This window comes from Ruegeria sp. BHSC223, from assembly GCF_059613025.1.
Genome location: NZ_JBXWRR010000001.1, coordinates 396,007 through 415,268 on the forward strand (window position 1 = coordinate 396,007; position 19,262 = coordinate 415,268).

Annotated in this window: 17 protein-coding genes and 1 tRNA gene; 13 read left to right on the forward strand and 5 right to left on the reverse strand. The window is 64.5% G+C overall.

Annotated elements, in window-relative coordinates; genetic code table 11:
• Positions 1-65: 65 nt before the first annotated feature.
• The 4 genes from AC2FNY_RS01955 (at position 66) to AC2FNY_RS01970 (ending at position 4,005) form a co-directional block, all read left to right on the forward strand.
• Positions 66-2,108 (forward strand): ASKHA domain-containing protein, encoded by a 2,043-nt coding sequence (locus tag AC2FNY_RS01955; protein WP_234162530.1) that lies wholly within the window; start codon positions 66-68, stop codon positions 2,106-2,108.
• A gap of 22 nt (positions 2,109-2,130) precedes the next feature.
• Positions 2,131-2,988 carry a class I SAM-dependent methyltransferase gene (locus tag AC2FNY_RS01960; protein WP_496801468.1) on the forward strand — a complete coding sequence of 286 codons (858 nt, stop codon included), beginning with the start codon at positions 2,131-2,133 and terminating at the stop codon, positions 2,986-2,988.
• Positions 2,989-3,025: 37 nt separating this feature from the next.
• Positions 3,026-3,099: transfer RNA gene (locus AC2FNY_RS01965), tRNA-Gly, on the forward strand.
• A gap of 243 nt (positions 3,100-3,342) precedes the next feature.
• Positions 3,343-4,005 (forward strand): hypothetical protein, encoded by a 663-nt coding sequence (locus AC2FNY_RS01970; RefSeq protein ID WP_496801469.1) that lies wholly within the window; start codon positions 3,343-3,345, stop codon positions 4,003-4,005.
• Positions 4,006-4,079: 74 nt separating this feature from the next.
• Here the strand turns inward: AC2FNY_RS01970 and AC2FNY_RS01975 are convergent, their stop codons facing one another.
• Complete coding sequence (locus AC2FNY_RS01975; RefSeq protein ID WP_496801470.1) at positions 4,080-4,244, reverse strand: hypothetical protein; 165 nt, start codon at positions 4,242-4,244, stop codon at positions 4,080-4,082.
• Between the two features lie 299 nt (positions 4,245-4,543).
• Here AC2FNY_RS01975 and AC2FNY_RS01980 point away from each other — a divergent pair, with 299 nt between their 5' ends.
• The 9 genes from AC2FNY_RS01980 to AC2FNY_RS02020 all read left to right on the forward strand — a co-directional run bounded on the left by AC2FNY_RS01980 (position 4,544) and on the right by AC2FNY_RS02020 (position 15,088).
• Positions 4,544-5,185 carry a TetR/AcrR family transcriptional regulator gene (locus AC2FNY_RS01980; protein WP_234136657.1) on the forward strand — a complete coding sequence of 214 codons (642 nt, stop codon included), beginning with the start codon at positions 4,544-4,546 and terminating at the stop codon, positions 5,183-5,185.
• 18 nt (positions 5,186-5,203) lie between these two features.
• Positions 5,204-6,232, forward strand: a complete 1,029-nt coding sequence (locus AC2FNY_RS01985; protein WP_234144157.1) for a zinc-binding dehydrogenase — start codon at positions 5,204-5,206, stop codon at positions 6,230-6,232.
• Positions 6,233-6,309: 77 nt separating this feature from the next.
• Entirely contained in the window at positions 6,310-7,185 is an 876-nt protein-coding gene (locus AC2FNY_RS01990) for a branched-chain amino acid ABC transporter permease (RefSeq protein ID WP_234136655.1), read from the forward strand.
• A gap of 4 nt (positions 7,186-7,189) precedes the next feature.
• Complete coding sequence (locus tag AC2FNY_RS01995) at positions 7,190-8,287, forward strand: branched-chain amino acid ABC transporter permease (protein WP_234166627.1); 1,098 nt, start codon at positions 7,190-7,192, stop codon at positions 8,285-8,287.
• The gene (locus AC2FNY_RS02000) at positions 8,284-9,048 is read left to right on the forward strand and encodes an ABC transporter ATP-binding protein (RefSeq protein WP_496801471.1); all 765 of its coding nucleotides are present in this window, start codon (positions 8,284-8,286) and stop codon (positions 9,046-9,048) included. Before AC2FNY_RS01995 ends, AC2FNY_RS02000 begins: the two co-directional genes overlap by 4 nt.
• Positions 9,045-9,818: an ABC transporter ATP-binding protein gene (locus AC2FNY_RS02005; protein ID WP_234136652.1), complete on the forward strand. Its 774-nt coding sequence runs from the start codon at positions 9,045-9,047 to the stop codon at positions 9,816-9,818. Before AC2FNY_RS02000 ends, AC2FNY_RS02005 begins: the two co-directional genes overlap by 4 nt.
• 17 nt (positions 9,819-9,835) lie before the next feature.
• The gene (locus AC2FNY_RS02010) at positions 9,836-11,722 is read left to right on the forward strand and encodes an AMP-dependent synthetase/ligase (protein WP_234136651.1); all 1,887 of its coding nucleotides are present in this window, start codon (positions 9,836-9,838) and stop codon (positions 11,720-11,722) included.
• A gap of 29 nt (positions 11,723-11,751) precedes the next feature.
• On the forward strand, positions 11,752-12,912 hold the full coding sequence (locus AC2FNY_RS02015) for an ABC transporter substrate-binding protein (protein ID WP_234136650.1): 1,161 nt from the start codon (positions 11,752-11,754) through the stop codon (positions 12,910-12,912).
• Between the two features lie 73 nt (positions 12,913-12,985).
• Positions 12,986-15,088: a molybdopterin oxidoreductase family protein gene (locus AC2FNY_RS02020; RefSeq protein ID WP_496801472.1), complete on the forward strand. Its 2,103-nt coding sequence runs from the start codon at positions 12,986-12,988 to the stop codon at positions 15,086-15,088.
• Between the two features lie 176 nt (positions 15,089-15,264).
• Here AC2FNY_RS02020 and nagA read toward each other — a convergent pair whose 3' ends face one another.
• Genes nagA through AC2FNY_RS02040 form a run of 4 tightly spaced genes read right to left on the reverse strand, consistent with a single transcriptional unit; the run spans position 15,265 to position 19,110 of the window.
• A complete protein-coding gene (gene nagA / locus AC2FNY_RS02025) occupies positions 15,265-16,410 on the reverse strand; it encodes an N-acetylglucosamine-6-phosphate deacetylase (protein WP_496801473.1) in 1,146 nt (381 codons plus the stop codon).
• Positions 16,407-17,438, reverse strand: coding sequence for an SIS domain-containing protein (locus AC2FNY_RS02030; protein ID WP_496801474.1), 1,032 nt, complete (start codon positions 17,436-17,438; stop codon positions 16,407-16,409). The genes nagA and AC2FNY_RS02030 overlap by 4 nt, the downstream gene beginning before the upstream one ends.
• 8 nt (positions 17,439-17,446) lie before the next feature.
• Positions 17,447-18,223, reverse strand: coding sequence for a GntR family transcriptional regulator (locus AC2FNY_RS02035; protein ID WP_496801475.1), 777 nt, complete (start codon positions 18,221-18,223; stop codon positions 17,447-17,449).
• A complete protein-coding gene (locus tag AC2FNY_RS02040; RefSeq protein ID WP_496801476.1) occupies positions 18,220-19,110 on the reverse strand; it encodes a glucosamine kinase nucleotide-binding domain-containing protein in 891 nt (296 codons plus the stop codon). The genes AC2FNY_RS02035 and AC2FNY_RS02040 overlap by 4 nt, the downstream gene beginning before the upstream one ends.
• Between the last annotated feature and the right edge of the window lie 152 nt (positions 19,111-19,262).

Here is a 19,262-nt window from a genome sequence, read left to right on the forward strand (position 1 = left end):
CGCCTTTCCGTCGGCTCAAAACACAATATTGTCGCGCACAATCGGTACTCCGGAAGGCAGAAGTCATGAGCAGCGATCCCCTCGTCGTATTCACCCCCTCGGGCAAGCGCGGGCACTTTCCCGTGGGCACTCCCATTCTGACCGCGGCGCGGCAGTTGGGAGTCGATCTCGATTCGGTCTGCGGCGGGCGTGGCATCTGCTCGAAATGCCAGATCACCCCATCCTATGGTGAATTCCCCAAACATGGTGTCACCGTACGTGACGGCGCGCTTAGCGACTGGAACGCGGTCGAGCAGCGCTACAAGGACAAGCGCGGCTTGATCGACGGGCGCCGGCTGGGCTGTCAGGCGACGGTACAGGGCGATGTGGTGATCGACGTGCCGCCCGAAAGCCAGGTCCACCGCCAGGTGGTGCGCAAGCGGGCCGAGGCGCGCAAGATCACCATGAACCCCTCGACCCGACTGTTCTATGTCGAGGTCGAAGAGCCCGACATGCACAAGCCCACCGGCGACATGGAACGCCTGATCGCGGCGCTCGCCGAGCAGTGGCAGCTGACCGGCGTACAGACCGACCTGCATATCCTGCACCAGTTGCAGCCGGTGTTGCGCAAGGGTGGATGGAAGGTCACCGTGGCGGTGCATCTGGGCGATGCCAGCCACCCGCCCAAGATCATGCATATCTGGCCCGGCTATTACGATGGCACCGTCTATGGGCTGGCGGTCGATCTCGGCTCGACCACCATTGCCGCGCATCTGTGCGACCTGCACAGCGGCGAGGTGGTGGCCTCATCCGGCATCATGAACCCGCAGATCCGTTTTGGCGAGGATCTGATGAGCCGGGTCAGCTACTCGATGATGAACAAGGGCGGCGACCAGGAGATGACCCGCGCGGTGCGCGAAGGCATGAACGCCCTGTTTACCCAGATCGCAGCCGAGGCCGGGATCGACAAGGCGCTGATCGTGGATGCGGTGTTTGTCTGCAACCCGGTCATGCACCACCTGTTCCTGGGGATCGACCCGTTCGAGCTGGGTCAGGCGCCGTTTGCGCTGGCCACCTCGGATGCGCTGTCGCTGCGGGCCTGGGAACTGGATCTGAACATCCACCCCGCCGCGCGCGTCTATATCCTGCCCTGTATCGCGGGCCATGTGGGCGCCGATGCCGCCGCCGTCGCCCTGTCCGAAGCGCCCGACAAATCCGAGGATCTGGTGTTGGTGGTCGATGTGGGCACCAATGCCGAGATCCTGCTGGGCAACAAGGACAAGGTGCTGGCCTGCTCCTCGCCCACCGGCCCGGCCTTTGAAGGCGCACAGATCTCCAGCGGCCAGCGCGCCGCCCCCGGCGCCATCGAACGGGTCGAGATCGACCCGGTCACCAAGGAACCGCGTTTCCGCGTGATCGGTTCGGAGATCTGGTCCGATCAGGAAGGCTTCGCCGAAGCGATCGCAACCACCGGCATCACCGGCATCTGCGGCTCGGGCATCATCGAGGTGGTGGCCGAGATGCGCATGGCGGGCATTCTGGACGCCTCGGGCCTGATCGGCTCGGCCGAGCAGACCGGCAGCCCCCGTTGCATCCAGGACGGGCGCACCAATGCCTATCTGCTGTGGGATGGCTCCGCCGACGGCGGTCCGACCATCACCGTCACCAACCCCGATGTGCGCGCCATCCAGATGGCAAAGGCGGCGCTTTACTCCGGCGCCCGCCTGCTGATGGACAAGCTGGAGGTCGACAAGGTGGACCGGGTGGTGCTGGCCGGGGCGTTTGGCGCCCATATCTCGGCAAAACACGCGATGGTGCTGGGCATGATACCCGATTGCCCGCTGGACAAGGTCACCAGCGCTGGCAACGCGGCGGGCACCGGCGCGCGGATCGCGCTGCTCAACACCGACGCCCGGACCGAGATAGAGGCCACCGTGCGCGCCATCGAGAAGATCGAGACCGCGGTCGAACGCCGATTCCAGGAGCATTTCGTGAATGCCTCGGCAATCCCGAACTCGGCCGAACCCTTCCCCGAACTGGCCAAGGTCCTGACCCTGCCCAAGGTCTCGTTCAACACCGGGGGTGGTGACGACGAGGGGTCTGGCCGCCGTCGCCGCCGCAGGGCATGATACCTTCCCAAAGGGAGGTATCATGACAGAGACAAACCAGGAGCAGGCCGAGTATTGGGGCAAATCCGCCTCGGGCATGAAATGGCTCACCTTCGAGGAGCAGATCGCGGCCTCCTTCGCGCCGGTCGTCGGACTTCTGCTTGATCGCGCGGAGTTGAGGCCGGGTCAGCGCGTACTGGATATCGGTTGCGGTCTGGGCGACGTCACCCTGGCGGCAGGTCGGACGGTCGGGCCGAGCGGCCATGTGTTGGGGGTCGATATCTCGGCGCCGTTCCTTGAGCGGGCCCGGGAGCGGGCCGAGGGTATGGAGAATGTGGGGTTTGCCCGCGCCGATGCCCAGACCGAGCCCTTTCCGCCGGCTGCGCGCGACGCGATGATCTCGCGTTTCGGCATGATGTTCTTTTCCGACAATGTCGCCGCGTTCACCAATATCGCCGGTGCATTGAAACCCGGCGGGCGCATGACCTTTGCCGCCTGGGGTCCGCTGGCCGGAAACCCCTGGTTCTACCTTCCCCACCGCGCGGCCACCGACCGGCTGGGCCAGATGCCCAAGGCAGACCGCAACGCACCGGGACCTCTGGCCTTTCACGACATTGACCGCGTCACCGGCCTCATGGCCGAAGCCGGTCTTGCCGATATCGAGGCCCATGCGGTTGAAGTAAAGCTGACCCCGCCCGGCGGGTTGTCAGGGGCCTCGGCACTCTGCACCCGATTGGGACCAGCCGCACGGGTGCTGGCACATTTCGACGGATCCGAGGCGGACGAAGCCGCGATCCGCGACGCGGTCAGCACTGCGCTCGAACCTTACGTCGAAGAGCGCCGGATCCTGATGCCGGCCACCATCAACCTGTTCCAGGCCCGGCGCGCCGGAACCGCTTGACGCGGCTCCGGCCATTGCGTATTCGAACCCGGTGAGCGCGGGTATGGTGTAGTGGTAGCGCGCCGGCTTCCCAAGCCTGAAGTGCGGGTTCGATTCCCGCTACCCGCTCCAGTTCCAACGGCAGACTCTGTTAACAACTGCGCTCGACGCAGCTGCTTTGTCGGACGCAAGGGTCATCTCCATCTAAATCCACGTTGGTTTCGCGCTTCTTGGCGGGGTGTTGCCGCTTGCCCCTTTTGTCATCCGCGTAAAAGCGCCGGTCCCATCGATTTGCCAGTACATTCCGAAATTTCCCCCTAGCCCCCGACAATTCAGACCCCCATGTACAGCCCACTCAAATATTGGGAGACCGCAATGAATCGCATTCTGATCCTCGTCGCCCTGGGCGCTATCGGTGCCGGGGCTTATGTTTTTTTCACACAGGGCGAACAACCGGCTGAAGTGCAGCAAACCAGCACTGTTACCCCTGCCGAGCCGGTCACCGAAGCGCCCGTGCAGTCGACAACCGAAGAGGTCGCAACCGCAGCCGATGAAGCGGTGGATCAGGCTGCAGCGGCCGTGACCGAAACACTGTCCCAGGTCGGTGAAGCCGCCAGCGAAGCTGTACAGGACGCAACCGATAGCGTCGCACAAGCGGTGGATCAGGCAAGAGAGGCTACCTCGGACGTTGCGACGCAAGCAACCGAGACAGCCAGCAGCGCGGCCGATACTGCCACCGAGGCGGCAAACAGCGCGGTTGATACGGCAACCGAAGTCGCAAACGATGCTGCCACCGCAGTTGGTGAACAGGTGGCCGCCGCGCAAACCGGTGCCGCCGAGCTTTACAAGAGCTGGCAAGACAACGGGCTGTTGACCGAGTCAGGCTTCGACTATGACAAGATGGTCGAGAATGTAGAGACCAGCGCGCTGAACGAGACGCTCAAGACCGGGGTGCTCAAGGTGCTGTCCGGGATCAAGGCCGCGCCCGAGACCATCTCGGTTCAGGCCCAGGCCCTGCGCGCGCTGATGGCGAACTGAGCCGATCACCCGGCCAGACCAGAACCTTGCGTGACGCAAGGGACCCTTGCGTCACGTTCTACCATCCTCCCGGCTCAGGCGGCTGTCAGCCCATGGTTGGCGACAATCGACAGGCCCGCCGAGCCGGGGTTCACGATAGTCACAAAACCCAGATCGTCTCTGTCGCTCAGTGCCGCGACCGCTGGCTGAACCGCGTCGATCAGGAAGTTTTGAGCAAAGGCAAGGTCCGCGTCATCCACCGCGCGTCTCGCCACGCCCCAAAATCTTAAACCGAACCGACACGACCGTGTGGATACCAAGATCACACAGTTGCCGGGGCGGGAAATAGAACCGCGCCCCTTTTTTCATGCGTTCTCTCCCGTAATAACCACGATGACGTTGAAAAAACGCTTGCAGGGCAACCTGCCTGCGCCCTGCCCCGCATTCGTTCCTTTGCCGCCACGTCATGCAAGTGTCGGATTGATCCATACCCGCGCGTATGTATCCTTCATACCCAAGAGTATGTTTCCCGCCGCAGACAGCCAAAGGCCAAAGCCCCGTGAGCGATACCACCACCAACAGCCCCAGCCGCAGCGAGCGCTACGAGGAGTTGCTTGACGCCGCCGCCGAATGTTTCCAGAGCCGTGGTTTTGACGCCACCTCGATCGATACGGTGGCGCGGCATCTGGGTGCGACCAAGGGGCGGGTCTATCACTATTTCCCGTCCAAGATGGACCTGTTCAACGCGGTGCGCGACCGGGGCATGGATATCGTGTTCCAGGCCACCGACCCCGGCTATCAGGCCGATCTGCCGGTGCTCGACCGGCTCGAGGCGATGGCGCGCGGCCATGTGCGCGCGATGCTGTTTCACCATTCCTTCATGCTGGTGCTCAAGGACGGGCTGCTGATGCGCCGCTATACCACCACGACCGAGTTCCAGAAGGAATCGCTGTCCCAGCATATCGCGCGCCGCGATGCCTATGAGGCGCGGTTCCGCGAATTGCTGGCCAAGGGTCTGGCCGAGGGCAGCCTGCGCGCCGGCCCCGACCCGGCGATCACAGTACAGACCTTCATGAGCGCGCTGAACGGGCCGGTCGCCTGGTTCCGCCCCCGCCCCGGCGATACGCCACAGAAATACGAAGCCATCGTCGAAGAGATCGTGCGCTTCGCCATGCAGGGCCTGCGGGCCTATCCCTCCTGACCCCGATCGAGGACGACAATGACAGATATCCCCACCACCATGTTCGCCGTTTTGCAGACCGGCGACGGGTATTCCGGCAAGGCCACCGGCCCGGCCATCGCGGACGCCGCCGACTGGCTGGAGCCGGGCGAGATCGCGGTGCCCCAACCCGGCCCCGGCGAGGCGCTGATCCGGCTGCGCATGGCCTCGGTCAATCCCTCGGACCTGCATTTCATCAAGGGCGAATACGGCCAGCCACGCGTCAAGGGCGCGCCGGCGGGCTTTGAAGGTTGCGGCGACGTGGTCGCGGCGGGCAAGGGCGCCGAGGGGCTGGTGGGCCAGCGCGTCGCCTTTGTCGCCGCCAGCTCGGGTGCCTGGGCCGAATATGTGCTGACCAAGGCGCAGATGTGTATTCCACTGCGCCCCGATATCAGTGACGAGGACGGATCGGCGCAGATCGTCAACCCGCTGACGGCGATGGCCATGGTCGATATCGCGCGCTCCGAGGGCGAGGCGTTCGTGGTCTCGGCGGCCACCAGCCAGCTGGGCAAGCTGATGGTGTCGCTGGGGCGCGATCTGGGTCTGAAACCCATCGCGCTGGTGCGCCGGGCCGAGGCGGTGGAGCCGCTCAAGGCATTGGGCGCGGTCGAGGTTCTGGTGACGTCCGATCCCGAACTGGTTCAGAAATTCACCGCCATCAGCCGCGCACTGAAACCGCGCGTGTTCCTGGACGCGGTGTCGGACCAGACCTCGGAACGCATCTTTACCGCCATGCCGAATGGCGCGCGCTGGGTGTCTTATGGCAAGCTCGATGCCGAATTGCCGGTACTGACCCAGATGGGCCAGCTGATCTTCATGAACAAGCGAATCGAGGGCTTCTGGCTCACCCAGTGGATGATGACCACCCCGCCCGCCGATCAGGCGCGCGTGGTGGCCGAGGTGCAGGCGCGCTTTGCCGACGGGCGCTGGAAAACCGATGTGTCGGGACACCTTCCGCTTCGTGACGTTGTGTCAGGATTGGCCAACGCTCTGAAAAAGACTGACGGAAAGGTGATGATCACGCCATAGTGAGAGCCAAGCCCCGGTCCGATACTCGGTCCGGGGCACAGGAAAGGACGCCGGAAAACCGGCGCAGGGAGGAAAATTTGGACAACGTACAGCTGCTGATCAGCGGGCTGGCGAATGGCTGCGTCTACGGCCTGATCGCGCTTGGCTTCGTTCTGATCTACAAGGCGACCGAGGCGGTGAATTTCGCGCAGGGCGATTTCATGATGCTGGGCGCCTTTGTCACCATCGGGCTGACCAATGCAGAGTATATGGGCCTGCCGTTCTGGATGGCTGTGCCGATCTCGCTGGGGATCATGGCGGGGCTGGGCTATCTGCTCGACCGGCTGGTGATCCGGCGGATGTTCGGCGAAAGCCAGACGGCGGTGGTGATCCTGACCATCGCGCTGGGTTTCGTCATCCGTTTCGTCGCCGGTCTGATCTGGGGCCACGAGCCGCAGACGCTGCAAAACCCGCTGGCGGGCAAGGAGCTGTCATTTGGCGGGCTGGTCCTGGGGCTGGAGGATGTGGCGGTGATCATCGTCACCCTGGCGCTGACCGGGTCGCTCTACCTGTTCTTCAGCCGTACCAAGCTGGGCCTGGCGATGCAGGGCGCGTCGCAGAACCAGCTGGCCGCCTATTACATGGGCATCCCGGTCAAGCGGGTGCAGGGCTTTATCTGGGCGCTGGCCGGTGCGGTGGCCGCGGTGGCGGGCATCCTCTTTGCCGCCAAGGGCTCGGTCGATCCCTCGACCGGCCTGTTGGGCATCAAGGCCTTTGCCGCCGCCGTGATCGGCGGGTTCGGCAGCCTGCCCGGCGCGCTTGCGGGCGGCTTGATCGTCGGTGTCATCGAACCCTTTGCCAGCCGCTATATCGCTGCCGGTTACAGCCAGATCGCGCCTTATGCGCTGCTTGTGGCGGTGCTGGTCTTCCGTCCCCACGGCCTGTTCAGCCAGGTCCGCGTGAAGAAGGTCTGAGATCATGCGCATCGTTTTCAAAACCGACTACATGCAGGATATCCGCCCCTGGAAGGACGGATACCAGCTGAGCCTCTACATGATCCTGCTGGCCATCGTGATCGCCGCACCCTGGCTGCTGGACACGTTCTATCTGGGCGAGCTGACCAACGTGCTGATCTGGGCCATCGCGGGCATGGGGCTGATGGTGCTGACCGGCCATACCGGTCAGGCCAGTCTTGGTCACGCGGCCTTCCTGGCCTTTGGCTGTTATGCCAATGTCATCCTGCTCGAGGCGGGCGTACCCTTCCTGATCGCCTTTCCGCTGGCCGGAGTGATCACCGGGCTGATCGGCGCCACGGTGGCGATCCCTGCCTTGCGGCTGCACGGTATCTATCTGGCCATTTTCACGCTGGCCCTGTCGATCCTTGTCGACGACATCATCGTGCTGACCGAACCCTGGACCGGTGGCGTCAGCGGCAAATACATCGCCGGGATCGACCTCTTTGGCCTGACCATCGACCGCTGGGGCACGCCGATGCTGTTCTATTGGCTGGTGCTGGCAGTCACCGTGATCGTGACGCTGGGCTATATCAACCTGCTCCGCTCGCCGCTGGGGCGCAGCTTCATCGCGGTGCGTGACAGCGAGGTGTCGGCCCAGGCGATGGGTGTCGATATCGCGCGGACCAAGACCATCTCGTTTGGCCTCTCGTGCATGGTCACCGGCTGGGCGGGCGCCTTCATGGGCCTGTTCGCCGGTGCCTTCAACAACGAGACCTTCAGCGTGGTGATCTCGATCGAACTGTTGATGATGATCGTGATCGGCGGGCTTGGCTCGATCCACGGGGCCTTTTTCGGCGCCATCGTGATCGGCTTTCTGCCGCAGTTCCTGTCGATCGCCAAGGAATACGTGGGCGCCGTCTTTGGCGGCAGCACCGTGGCCATTCCGGGGCTGGAATTCGGAATCTTCGGCATGATCCTGATCGCCTTCATCCTGCTCGAACCGATGGGCATCTATGGCCGCTGGCTGAAGATCCGCACCTTCTTCGAGCTGTTCCCCTTCTACCGCAAGGACATGTTCAAGCGGCAGAAATCCTATCTGAAGACGGAGCGCCTGAGATGAGCCTGCTGGAGCTGGAAAACGTCACCCTGAAATTCGGCGGGCTGACGGCGGTGGACAACCTGTCCTTCTCCGTCGAAGAGGGCGAGGTCTTTGCCATCGTCGGCCCCAACGGGGCGGGCAAGTCGACGGTGTTCAACCTGATCTCGCGCTTTTATGACCCTTACGCGGGCAAGATCCGGTTCGACGGGCACAACCTGTTGGAGGTCAAGCCCTCGGGCGTGGCCGCCTATGGGGTGGCGCGCACCTTTCAGAACATCGAACTGTTCGAGCATGCCACCGTGTTGCAGAACCTGCTGGTGGGCCGCCACCGGCATCGCCGCACCAACCTGTTCTCGGAGATCCTGTTCACCCCCTCGGCCCGGCGGCAAGAGATGGAGAACCGCGAGAAGGTAGAGGAGATCATCGACTTTCTCGATCTCCAGGCCTATCGCGACAAGTATATCGCCGGCCTGCCCTATGGCGTGCGCAAGGTGGTCGAGGTGGCCCGCGCGCTGGCCACCGATCCCAAGCTGTTGCTGCTGGACGAACCCGCCTCGGGCCTGTCGGTCGAGGAGACCAACGACATGCGCTGGTGGATCGACGACATTCGCCGCCAGATGGGGATTACCGTGCTGATGGTGGAGCATGACATGGGGCTGGTCTCGGGCGTGAGCGACCGGGTGCTGGCCATGGCCGACGGGGCAAAACTGGCGCTGGGCACACCGGCGCAGGTGCAATCCGACCCTGCCGTGATCGAAGCCTATCTGGGGAAGGCCGCATGACCGAGCCCATTCTGAAAATCCGCAATATCGAAAGCTTTTACGGCCCGATCATGGCCATCCGTGGCGTCTCGCTCGAGGTGCGGCCAGGCCAGATCGTCTCGATCCTGGGCGCCAACGGCGCGGGCAAAACCACGCTGATGAAGACCATCTCGGGCGTGATGGACCCCGAAAAGGGCACCATCACCTTTGACGGCGAGGAGATCCAGGGATCGGAACCGCACAAGGTGGTCCAGAAAGGCATCGTGCATGTGCCCGAGGGGCGCGAGGTGTTTCCGCTGCTGACCGTGGACGAGAACCTGAGCCTGGGCGCCTATACCGCCACCGACAAGGCACAGATCGAGCGCGACCGGGAACTGGTGTTCAGCTATTTCCCGATCCTGAAGGAGCGCCGCAACCAGGAGGCGGGCACCCTGTCGGGCGGGCAACAGCAGATGCTGGCCATTGGCCGGGGCCTGATGGCCAACCCGCGCATCATGTTGCTGGACGAACCCAGCCTGGGCCTGTCGCCCCTGCTGGTGCAAGAGATCTTTGCCATCCTCAAACGGCTCAACGAAGAGCAGAACATGACCATGATGCTGGTGGAGCAGAATGCCAGCGCGGCGCTGGAGCTGGCCGATCATGGCTATGTGATGGAGGTCGGGCGCATCGTCATGGACGGCTCGGCGCAGTCGCTGATGGCCTCGGAGGACATCCAGAACTTCTATCTGGGTGTGCAAGAGGAAGGCGCGCGGGAGAACCGCCGCTGGAAACGCAAGAAAACCTGGCGCTAACGAAAGAGGTGGACAAGATGGATACACGCACCCTGCCCGCCCAGACCGTGATCAACGGGGTCACGTTCAACGCCACGCCGGGCCAGCGCCCGGTGCTGGTGGACGGTACCACCACGATCTCGGCCCTGTTCCAGAAACGCTGCGCCGAGTTGGGCACCCGCACCGCGCATCGGGAAAAGGATTTCGGCATCTGGAAATCCTATTCCTGGGCCGATTACTGGCAGCATGCCAAATGGATCGGCCTTGCCTTGCGCAAGCTGGGGCTGAAACGCGGCGAGGTCGTCTCGATCCTTAGCGAGGACCGCAAGGAATGGGCCTGGTTCGACATGGGCATTCAGGCCGTCGGCGGCATCGCCTCGGGGGTCTATACGACCGACTCGGCCAGCCAGCTGAAATACCTGATCAACGACAGCGACAGCCGGTTCCTGATCGCCGAGAACGAGGAACAGCTGGACAAGTATCTGCAGATCGAGGGCGAGGTTCCCGGCCTGCTCAATGTCATCATCCTCGAGGATGAAGGGCTGCACGACCTGAACCATCCCCGCTGTCTGATGATCGACAAGCTCTACGAGATCGGCCGAGAGGCGGAAAAGGAAGAGCCGGGCGCGTTCGAGGCCGAGATCGCCCTGACCCGGCCCGAGGATGTGGCGCTGCTCATCTATACCTCGGGCACCACCGGCATGCCCAAGGGCGCGATGCTGACGCACGAGAACATCATGGCCGGAATCGAGGCGGGCGCCCACAGGTTGCCGACCGAGGAGACTGACGAGCAGCTGTGTTTTCTGCCGCTCTGTCACATCCTGGAACGCGACGTGTCGATCTATTTCCCGCTCGCCTCCAAATGCACGGTGAACTTTGCCGAAAGCCCGGAGACGGTGTTTGCCAACCTGCAAGAGGTCTCGCCCGCGACCTTCACCGCGGTACCGCGGGTGTGGGAGAAGATCTATTCCCAGGTGCTGATCCTGGCGCAAGAGGCCACGCCCAGCGGGCGCGCGGCCTTTGGCATGGCGCTGCGCGCGGGCATGAAGCGCGCGCAATACCTGATTGAAAACAAACCGGTTCCCGCCGGTGTGGCCGCCAATTTCTGGCTCTGGGACAGGCTGGTGCTGCGCAACCTGCGCCGCATGCTGGGCATGGACAAGATGCGACGGGGCGGCACCGGGGCGGCGCCGATCTCGCCCGAGCTGCTGAAATGGTACTGGGCCATCGGCGTGCCGCTGGTCGAAGGCTACGGCATGACCGAAACCGCCGGGATCGCCACCATCAACACGCCCGAAGAAAACCGGATCGGCACCATCGGCAAGGTGGTTCCCGGCATCGAGGTGCGCATAGCAGAGGGCGGCGAGATCCAGGTCAAGGGGCTCAACATCTTCAAGGGCTACTGGCGCAACAACGAAAAGACCGCCGAAAGCTTTACCGACGACGGCTGGCTGCGCACCGGCGATATCGGACGGATGGACGGTGATGGCTATGTCACCATCACCGGGCGGCTCAAGGACATCATCATCACCGCCGGGGGCAAGAACATCACCCCCGCCGAGATCGAAAGCCGGCTGAAATTCAGCCATTACATCTCGGACGCGGTGATCGTCGGCGACAAGCGCAAGTTCCTGACCTGCCTGATCATGATCGACCAGGAAAACGTCGAGAAATTCGCGCAGGATCGCAAAGTGCCGTTTTCGAACTTCGCCTCGCTCTGCGCCGCCAAGGAGGTGCGCGAGCTGATCGCGGCCGAGGTCGCACAGGTGAACAAGGAATTCGCGCGGGTCGAGCAGATCAAGGATTTCCGCCTGATCGACGTGCTGCTGACCGCCGAAGACGACGAGCTGACCGCGACGATGAAACTGAAACGCAGTTTTGTCGAAAAGAAACACGCACATCTCATCGAAGATATGTACAAATAACAACAGGGCCATCCAAAGGGAGGAATATGATGAAGAACATGATCAAGGGTCTGCTGGCGGCCACCGCGCTGACTGCGGCGGCGGGGCTGGCGAGCGCCGAAACTCAGGGTGTGACCGATGACGAAATCGTCATCGGCGCGGTCAACGACCTGAGCGGCATCTTCGCCGCCGTGGGCGTGCCCGCCACCAAGGGCGCCAATGTCTATTTCGACAAGGTCAATGCCGCCGGCGGCGTGCATGGGCGCCAGATCCGCTATGTGGTCGAGGACCACGGCTATCAGATGCCGCGCGCGATGCAGGGCTTCAACAAGCTGCTGAACCGCGACAAGGTCTTTGCGATGATGCAAAACCTGGGCACGCCGATGAACCTAGCCGGGTTCAAGCTGATCGATCCGATGGGCATTCCGAACATCGCCCCGCTGTCGGCAGCGCGTCAGATGATCCAGGAACCGATGGGCAACAAGTTCACCTCGTTCTCGAGCTATTTCGACCAGAGCCGGGTGGGCGTGAAGTATCTGGCCAGCGCACATGGGGCCAAGAATGTCTGCACCATGTATCTGCCCACCGATTTTGGCAAGGAGATCCTTGAAGGCACCAAGGCCGGGGTCGAGGAAGCGGGTCTGACCTTTGCCGCCGAGACCACCCACAAGCCGGATGAGACCGATTTCGTGGGCTCGCTCAGCAAACTCAAGGAATCGGGCTGCGAGATCGTGACGATCGCTTTGGGCGTACGTCAGGCGATCACCATCGTCGGCACCGCCAAGAAGATGGGCCTGTCCGACATGCAATTCATGGGGACCTCGGCCAGCTTCCTGACCGTGGTGGCACAGGTTCCGGGCGGCGTGACCGAGGGTTTCTATGCCGCAGCCAGCTGGCAGGACCTGTGGGCGCGCGCAGACGAGCCCGCCCCGAAAGCCTTCATCGAGGAATACAAGGCCGCAACCGGTGAAGACCCGCAAGGCTTTGCCATGCTCGGCTATGCCGCGGCCCAGCAGATGGTCATGGCGCTCGAGGCCGCTGGCCCCGATCTGACCCATGAAAGCTTCATCGCCGCGATGGAAACGCTCGATTATCAGGACGATCTGGTCGGCAACCATATCAACTATGGCCCCGACGATCACCAGGGCGCGGACTCGGTCTATGTTCTCAAGGTCGAGAATGGCGGCTGGGCCAAGGTCCACGAGGAATAAGACCTGAAAATCGCGGGCGTCCGAAGGTTTCGGGCGCCCGTTTTCCGTCCAGTCCCCAGCAAGGAAGCGCCGCATGTCCGCCCCTCATACCCAGCCGCGTGTCCAGCATCGCAGCTGCAACATATGCGAGGCCATGTGCGGCCTGATCATCACACATGACGACAACGACGTTCTGTCGATCCGTCCCGATCCCGAGGATCCGCTGTCGCACGGCCATATCTGCCCCAAGGCGGTCGCCTTGCAGGATTTCCGCTCCGATCCCGACCGGGTGACCAAACCCTTGCTCAAACGCGGCAGCGATTTCGAGGAAATCAGCTGGGAGGCGGCGTTTGACCATGCCGCCGAGCGTATCCGCGCCGTGCAGGCCGCCCATGACCGCGACGCGGTGGGCGTCTATCTGGGCAATCCCAACGCGCATAAATTCGGCAACCTTCTGAACCTGCCCGCGCTGGTCAAGGCGATCGGCACAAGCAATCGCTACAGCTCGGCCACCGCCGACCAGATCCCCCATCACGTCGCCTCGATCCACATGCTGGGCCACCCGATGCTGATGCCGATCCCCGATATCGACCGCACCGATTTCCTGTTGATCATCGGTGGCAACCCGGTGGTTTCGAACGGTTCGATGATGACAGCGCCGGGCTATGGCCGCCGCATCGACGCGATCAAGGCCCGCGGTGGCCGGGTCGTCGTGATCGACCCGCGCCGGACCGAGACCGCCGAGCGCGCGGGCGAACATCACTTCATCCGCCCCGAAAGCGACGCCTGGCTGCTGATGGCGATGCTGCATGTGATCCTGTCGGACGGCCCTGCCCGCCTGCGCCACCTGGAACCACTGACGGATGGACTGGACCGGCTGAACGCCGCTGTCGCCCCGTTCACCCCCGAACGCGCCGCCCAGGCCACCGGGATCGGTGCCGACACCATCCGCCAGCTGGCCCGCGATTTCGCCGCCGCCCCCCGCGCCGCCTGTTACGCCCGCATGGGCGCCTCGACGCAAAGCTTTGGCACGCTCTGCCAATGGGCCACCAACGCGCTCAACATCGTGACCGGCAATTTCGACCGCGAAGGCGGCGCCATGTTCACCACCCCGGCGGTGGACTATGTCGGCATGACCTCGCGCAAGGGCAAGGCGCGCCACTATCCCGAGCGGCGCTCGCGGGTGTCGGGCCAGCCGCTCTACAATGGCGAATTTCCGGTCTCGGTGCTGGCCGAAGAGATCGAGACACCCGGCCCCGGCCAGATCCGCGCGCTGGTGACCGTGGCGGGCAATCCGGTGCTGACCGCGCCGAACGGGCGGCGCATCGAACGCGCGCTTCAGGGGCTTGATTTCATGATGTCGCTCGACATTCATGTAAACGACACCACCCGGCACGCCGACCTGATTCTGCCCGGTACCGTGGCGCTCGAAGAGACGGTCTATGACATGGTGTTCCACACGTTTGCGGTGCGCAACACGGTGGGCTATGCGACCCCGATCTTTGCACCGCCGCAAGGCAATCCGCCCGAATGGGAGGTCATTGCCCGACTGACCGCAAAGCTGACCGGCGCCAACCAGATCGGCCCGGCGCCCGATCAGGTGCTCGCGGTGCTGCTGGCGCAGGGGTTCCATGGTGACAATGTCTCGCTCGAAACGCTGCAACAGACAGGCCGCCCGCGCGATCTGGGTCCGTTGAAGCCGAACCTGACCGACCGGCTGGAGACCCCGGAGGGACGTCTCGACCTGGCGCCCCAAGCCTTTATGGACGACCTGCCACGCCTGCTGGCCAGCGGCGACACCCCCGATCCCGCGCGTCCCCTTTTCTTGATCGGACGGAGACAGGCACGCAGCCACAACAGCTGGACCCAGAACAGCCCGCGCCTGGTCAAGGGCCGCAACCGCTGTACGGTCGAGGTGAACCCGGCTGATGCCTCCCGCCTCGGCCTTGCCGACGGCGCGCAGGCCCGCGTTACCAGCGCGGCCGGCACGGTCACCCTGCCTGTCGAAGTGACCGAGGCCATGGCGCCGGGCGTCGTCTCCATCCCCCAGGGCTGGGGCCAGCAAGGAGGCCACCTTTCGGCAGCAACGCAAAACCGGACCGTTTCGATCAACGACCTGACCGACGACCGCCGCACCGACCCGCTCAGCGGCAATGCCGCGTTCAACGGCCTGCCGGTCTCACTGCATCCGGCCTGACACGTATTTCATTTCGCCCGAAATACTCCGGGGGAGGAGACAAAATTCGTCGAATTTTGTCTCTCGGGGGCAAAGCCCCCGCGCCGTGCGCAGCACGGCGCCCGGCCCAACGGGAGGCGGGGTTTTCGTCAGAAAACCCCAACGACGGGCGGGAGCGCCCTGTTCCACGACTTGTCTCAGCCGATCTCCAGACCGTCCCGCCACACCCGGCGCAGCGCCAATTGATCGTCCAGATGCACCAGATCAGCCCGCGCGCCGGGCGCAAGCCGCCCCAGGTCCGCGCGCCCGATCAGATCGGCAGGCGAGCGCGTGGCCATGCCGACCGCCGCGGCCACATCCAGCCTCGCCATGGCCAATACGTTGCGTATCGCCTGCGCCAGCTCAAGATGCGCCCCGGCAAGGGTTCCATCGGCAAGTGTCAGCCGGTCGCCGCTGCGCCGGATCTCGCGCCCGTTGAGGGTGAACGCATCGATATCGGATCCCGCCGTCGCCATGGAATCACTGACCAGAAACACCCGTCCCGGACCGGCCTTGGCCCGGATCGCATTGCCCAGCGAGGCGGGATGCACGTGGATGCCATCGGCGATAATCCCCGCCGACAGCGCCCCCAGCGCCAGTGCCGCGCCCACCACGCCCGGTTCACGATTGCCCATCTGGCTTTGTGCATTGAACAGATGGGTGACACAGGCCGCCCCCGCATCTGCCGCTGCGCGGCAGTCCTCGAAACGCGCATCGGTATGACCCAGCGACACCAGCACCCCGGCCGCGGTCAACGCGCGGATCTGCTCCGACGTCACGCTCTCGGTCGCCAGCGTGACCTTGAGCAGAGGCAGCCGCCGCGCCGCCTCCAGCAGCAGCGCCAGATCTTCCTCCTCCATCACACGGATCAGCGCCGGGTCATGGGCGCCCTTGCGCGAGAGGGCCAGGTGCGGCCCTTCCAGATGCAGGCCCGCGATCCCCGGCACGCCACCGGCCACTGCCGCCTCGACCGCCGCGATGGCGGCGGACACCACGCCCGGAGCATCGGTGATCAGCGTCGGCAGGATGGTGGTCGCCCCGATCCGGCCATGCGCCTCGGACATCCGGCGCAAAGTGTCGACAGAGGGCGCGTTGTTCAGCATCACGCCCCCGCCGCCATTGACCTGTAGATCGACGAAACCGGGGACCAGCCACCCCCCTTCGAGTCGCAGATGCCGTGCCCCGGCGGGGGTCTCTCCTTCGGGCACGACCCGCAGAATCCGGCCCGCCTCGACCAGCAGCGCTTGCCCCTCGACAACGCCTTCGGGCGTCAGGATTCGGGCTCCGGACAGGGCAAGGGTCATACCGTCTCCGTCACCTTGTTGAGATGGCGCGGCGCGTCCGGGTCGATGCCCCGTTCGGCCGCAAAGGCCTCGACCATGGCATAGAAGGATACGATCAGGGTCAGCGGATCGGTCAGCGGATGGCCGCTGCGCACATGGTCCAGCGCATGCGCGCGGCTGACCCGCCCGGTGGTGGCAAACACGGTGGCGCCCTTGGCCGCGATCTGGTCGGCGATCTCGGCCAGCGGCGCCTCGGCGGCATCTGCCGCGGCAAAGCCCAGCACCGGGAACCCCTCCTCGACGATCGAGACAGGTCCGTGCAGCACCTCGGCCGAGGAATAGCTCTCGGCATGCAATTGGCAGGTTTCCTTGAACTTCAGCGCGGCCTCGTTCGAGACCGCCAGCGCGGTGCCCCGACCCAGGGTAAAGAGCGAGGGCCGCGCCCCGATGGCGGCGCGCATCTCGGGCCAGTCGATGCGGCTGGCCGCCGCCAGCGTTTCAGGCAGGTTGCCAAGTGCGGCGCGCAGCCCCTCATCCTCGGCCCAGTCGGCCAGTAGCATCAGCCCGGCCACCGCCGAGGTGACAAAGGTCTTGGTCGCCGCCACGCTCAGTTCGGGCCCGGCATGGATGTCGATCGTATGATCGCTGACCCCGGCCAGGGGCGAAGCGGCATCGTTGGTCAGCGCCACGCTCAGCGCCCCATCGCGCCCTGCATTGCGGGCCATGGCGACGATATCGGGACTCTTGCCCGATTGCGACACCGACAGGCAAAGCGCCCGCTCAAGCCTGAGCCGCGCATCGTAGACAGACGCCACCGACGGGCCGATCGAGGCGACCGGCAGACCCAGCAGCAGTTCGGCGGCATATTTCAGATAGGTGCAGACATGATCGGACGAGCCGCGCGCCACCGTCGCGATAAACAGGGGATCGCGCAGACGCAGCACGGCGGCCACCCGGGCCACATCCTGCGCCCCGTGGTCCAGCAGACGCTGCACCGCCTCGGGGATTTCGTCGATCTCGCGCCGCATGCGCGTGATATGCTGGGTCATGATCAGTCCTAGCTGTTGCCAAGGCGCAGTTCGGCCACGAAATCGTAGGCGTCCGCGCGGTAAAGAGAGCGGGTGTACTCGATGACCCGCCGGTTCGGCAGGTACGAGGTGCGAATGATGCGAAGCCCCGCCGTACCGGGTTCCACCCCCAGCAGCGCTGCGTCCTCTGCTCCCAGATTGACCGCCGAGATCCGTTGTAGCGCCCGCACCGGGCGGTTGCCGTCACGTTCAAGCACCGCATAGAGCGACGAGCAGACGACCTGCGGATCCGGCAGGATATCGGTCGGCAGCGAGGCCCGTTCGATCGCCATGGGACGCCCGTCGGCACGGCGCAGACGTGCGACGCGCGCGACCTCCTCACCCGAGCTGAGCGCCAGCGCCATCACCTCTTCGGGGGACGGAATGAACACGCCCCGCGTCAGCCATTCGCTGGTGACGTTCAGACCCCGCCGCTCCATATCCTCGGTGAACGAGGTCAGGTGTGACAATGATTGCTCGACCCTGGGCGCGGCATCGGCCACGAAACTGCCCGAACCCTGGCGCTGAACGATGATGCCGCGATCGACCAGTTCCTGCATCGCCCGGCGTACGGTGACACGCGACAGGCCGGTCAGGCTGGCAATCTCGCGCTCGCCCGGCAAGGGCGCGCTCTTGGCCAGCAAACCGCTGTCGATGCTCTGCTCGATCCGCTTGCGCAGCCGCACATAGAGCGGCCCCGCCGCGTCCTCGACCCAGGCGCCGGGGCGCAGATAGGTCTCGATGGTTTCCACGGTATCGCTGCTCATGCCGCTCCCCTCGCGCTGCGTTCCGCCAGCCGGCGGGCCAGTTCCAGCCCGCCATCCAGCGCCGTTCCCCGCGCGGGGGTGAACGCAGCGGACATGTCCGCAGGCAGGAATGGTGTATAGCGCCCGGCCAGGCCGCCAAGAGCGCAGATCGCCTCGCCCGGCTGCCAGCCAAGCGCGTGCAGTCCGCGGGACAGATAGTCGGCCCCTGCCCGCATCAGCGCCTGCCCCAGCGGATCGCCCGCCTCGGCGGCCTCGACCACCATGGGTGCCAGCGCCGCGTAATCGACAGGCCCGGCTTCGGCCGAAAACCGCACGATGGCATTGCTGCCCGCTCCGATCCGGGCGCCCAGGGCCGCGACCAGCGGCGTGGCCGCCTCCAGCCCGTCCTGCGCCCACAGGCAGCGGCGCAACAGCGCCATGCCCAGCCAGCAGCCCGAGGCCTCGTCACCCAGCGACCAGCCATAGCCGCCGATCAGGCGGATGCCATCGGCATCCTGACGCCCCAGAAAAGAGCCGGTCCCGACGCCGATCAGGCAACCGGTTCGCTCCCCCAGCGCGCCCACCACGGCAGGCAAGCGGTCATCGGCCACTTCGACATGGCGCAACGGCAGGGCGGCGGCGACCTCTTGGGCCGCAGTGTTGTCGATCACGCCGGCAAGCCCTGCAAAGACCGGAATGTCGACCAGGCTATCGGTCGGCAGACCCGCCTGAACCACAAGCCGCGCCAACCCCTCGCTCAAGGTGGCCAAGGCCCCGGTACGATTGGAAAACACATTGGCGCTGCCCAGGCGCAGTTCGTGCCGAATGGCGCCCGCCTGCAAGGCAAACCGGCAGGAGGTTCCCCCGCCATCGACCGCAATCAGATATGGAAAGCCAGACTCACGCATGCAATACCTTTATAATACCTTTTAATGCCAATAAAGACCTTTGTGCGATGCTTTGCATGATTTTCGCCTGATTGCGGCAGATATACGGCCTACAGCCGGAAGGAGGTAGACAAAAGGTATTAAATAGGTATTAGATACACCAGCCACAGGGG

Bases quoted from the DNA above. Each gene is read 5' to 3' on its own strand.
- AC2FNY_RS01955 (WP_234162530.1), top strand. From the start codon at position 66: ATGAGCAGCGATCCCCTCGTCGTATTCACCCCCTCGGGCAAGCGCGGG.
- AC2FNY_RS01960 (WP_496801468.1), top strand. From the start codon at position 2,131: ATGACAGAGACAAACCAGGAGCAGGCCGAGTATTGGGGCAAATCCGCC.
- AC2FNY_RS01970 (WP_496801469.1), top strand. From the start codon at position 3,343: ATGAATCGCATTCTGATCCTCGTCGCCCTGGGCGCTATCGGTGCCGGG.
- AC2FNY_RS01985 (WP_234144157.1), top strand. From the start codon at position 5,204: ATGACAGATATCCCCACCACCATGTTCGCCGTTTTGCAGACCGGCGAC.
- AC2FNY_RS01995 (WP_234166627.1), top strand. From the start codon at position 7,190: ATGCGCATCGTTTTCAAAACCGACTACATGCAGGATATCCGCCCCTGG.
- AC2FNY_RS02000 (WP_496801471.1), top strand. From the start codon at position 8,284: ATGAGCCTGCTGGAGCTGGAAAACGTCACCCTGAAATTCGGCGGGCTG.
- AC2FNY_RS02005 (WP_234136652.1), top strand. From the start codon at position 9,045: ATGACCGAGCCCATTCTGAAAATCCGCAATATCGAAAGCTTTTACGGC.
- AC2FNY_RS02010 (WP_234136651.1), top strand. From the start codon at position 9,836: ATGGATACACGCACCCTGCCCGCCCAGACCGTGATCAACGGGGTCACG.
- AC2FNY_RS02015 (WP_234136650.1), top strand. From the start codon at position 11,752: ATGAAGAACATGATCAAGGGTCTGCTGGCGGCCACCGCGCTGACTGCG.
- AC2FNY_RS02020 (WP_496801472.1), top strand. From the start codon at position 12,986: ATGTCCGCCCCTCATACCCAGCCGCGTGTCCAGCATCGCAGCTGCAAC.
- nagA (WP_496801473.1), bottom strand. From the start codon at position 16,410: ATGACCCTTGCCCTGTCCGGAGCCCGAATCCTGACGCCCGAAGGCGTT.
- AC2FNY_RS02030 (WP_496801474.1), bottom strand. From the start codon at position 17,438: ATGACCCAGCATATCACGCGCATGCGGCGCGAGATCGACGAAATCCCC.
- AC2FNY_RS02035 (WP_496801475.1), bottom strand. From the start codon at position 18,223: ATGAGCAGCGATACCGTGGAAACCATCGAGACCTATCTGCGCCCCGGC.
- AC2FNY_RS02040 (WP_496801476.1), bottom strand. From the start codon at position 19,110: ATGCGTGAGTCTGGCTTTCCATATCTGATTGCGGTCGATGGCGGGGGA.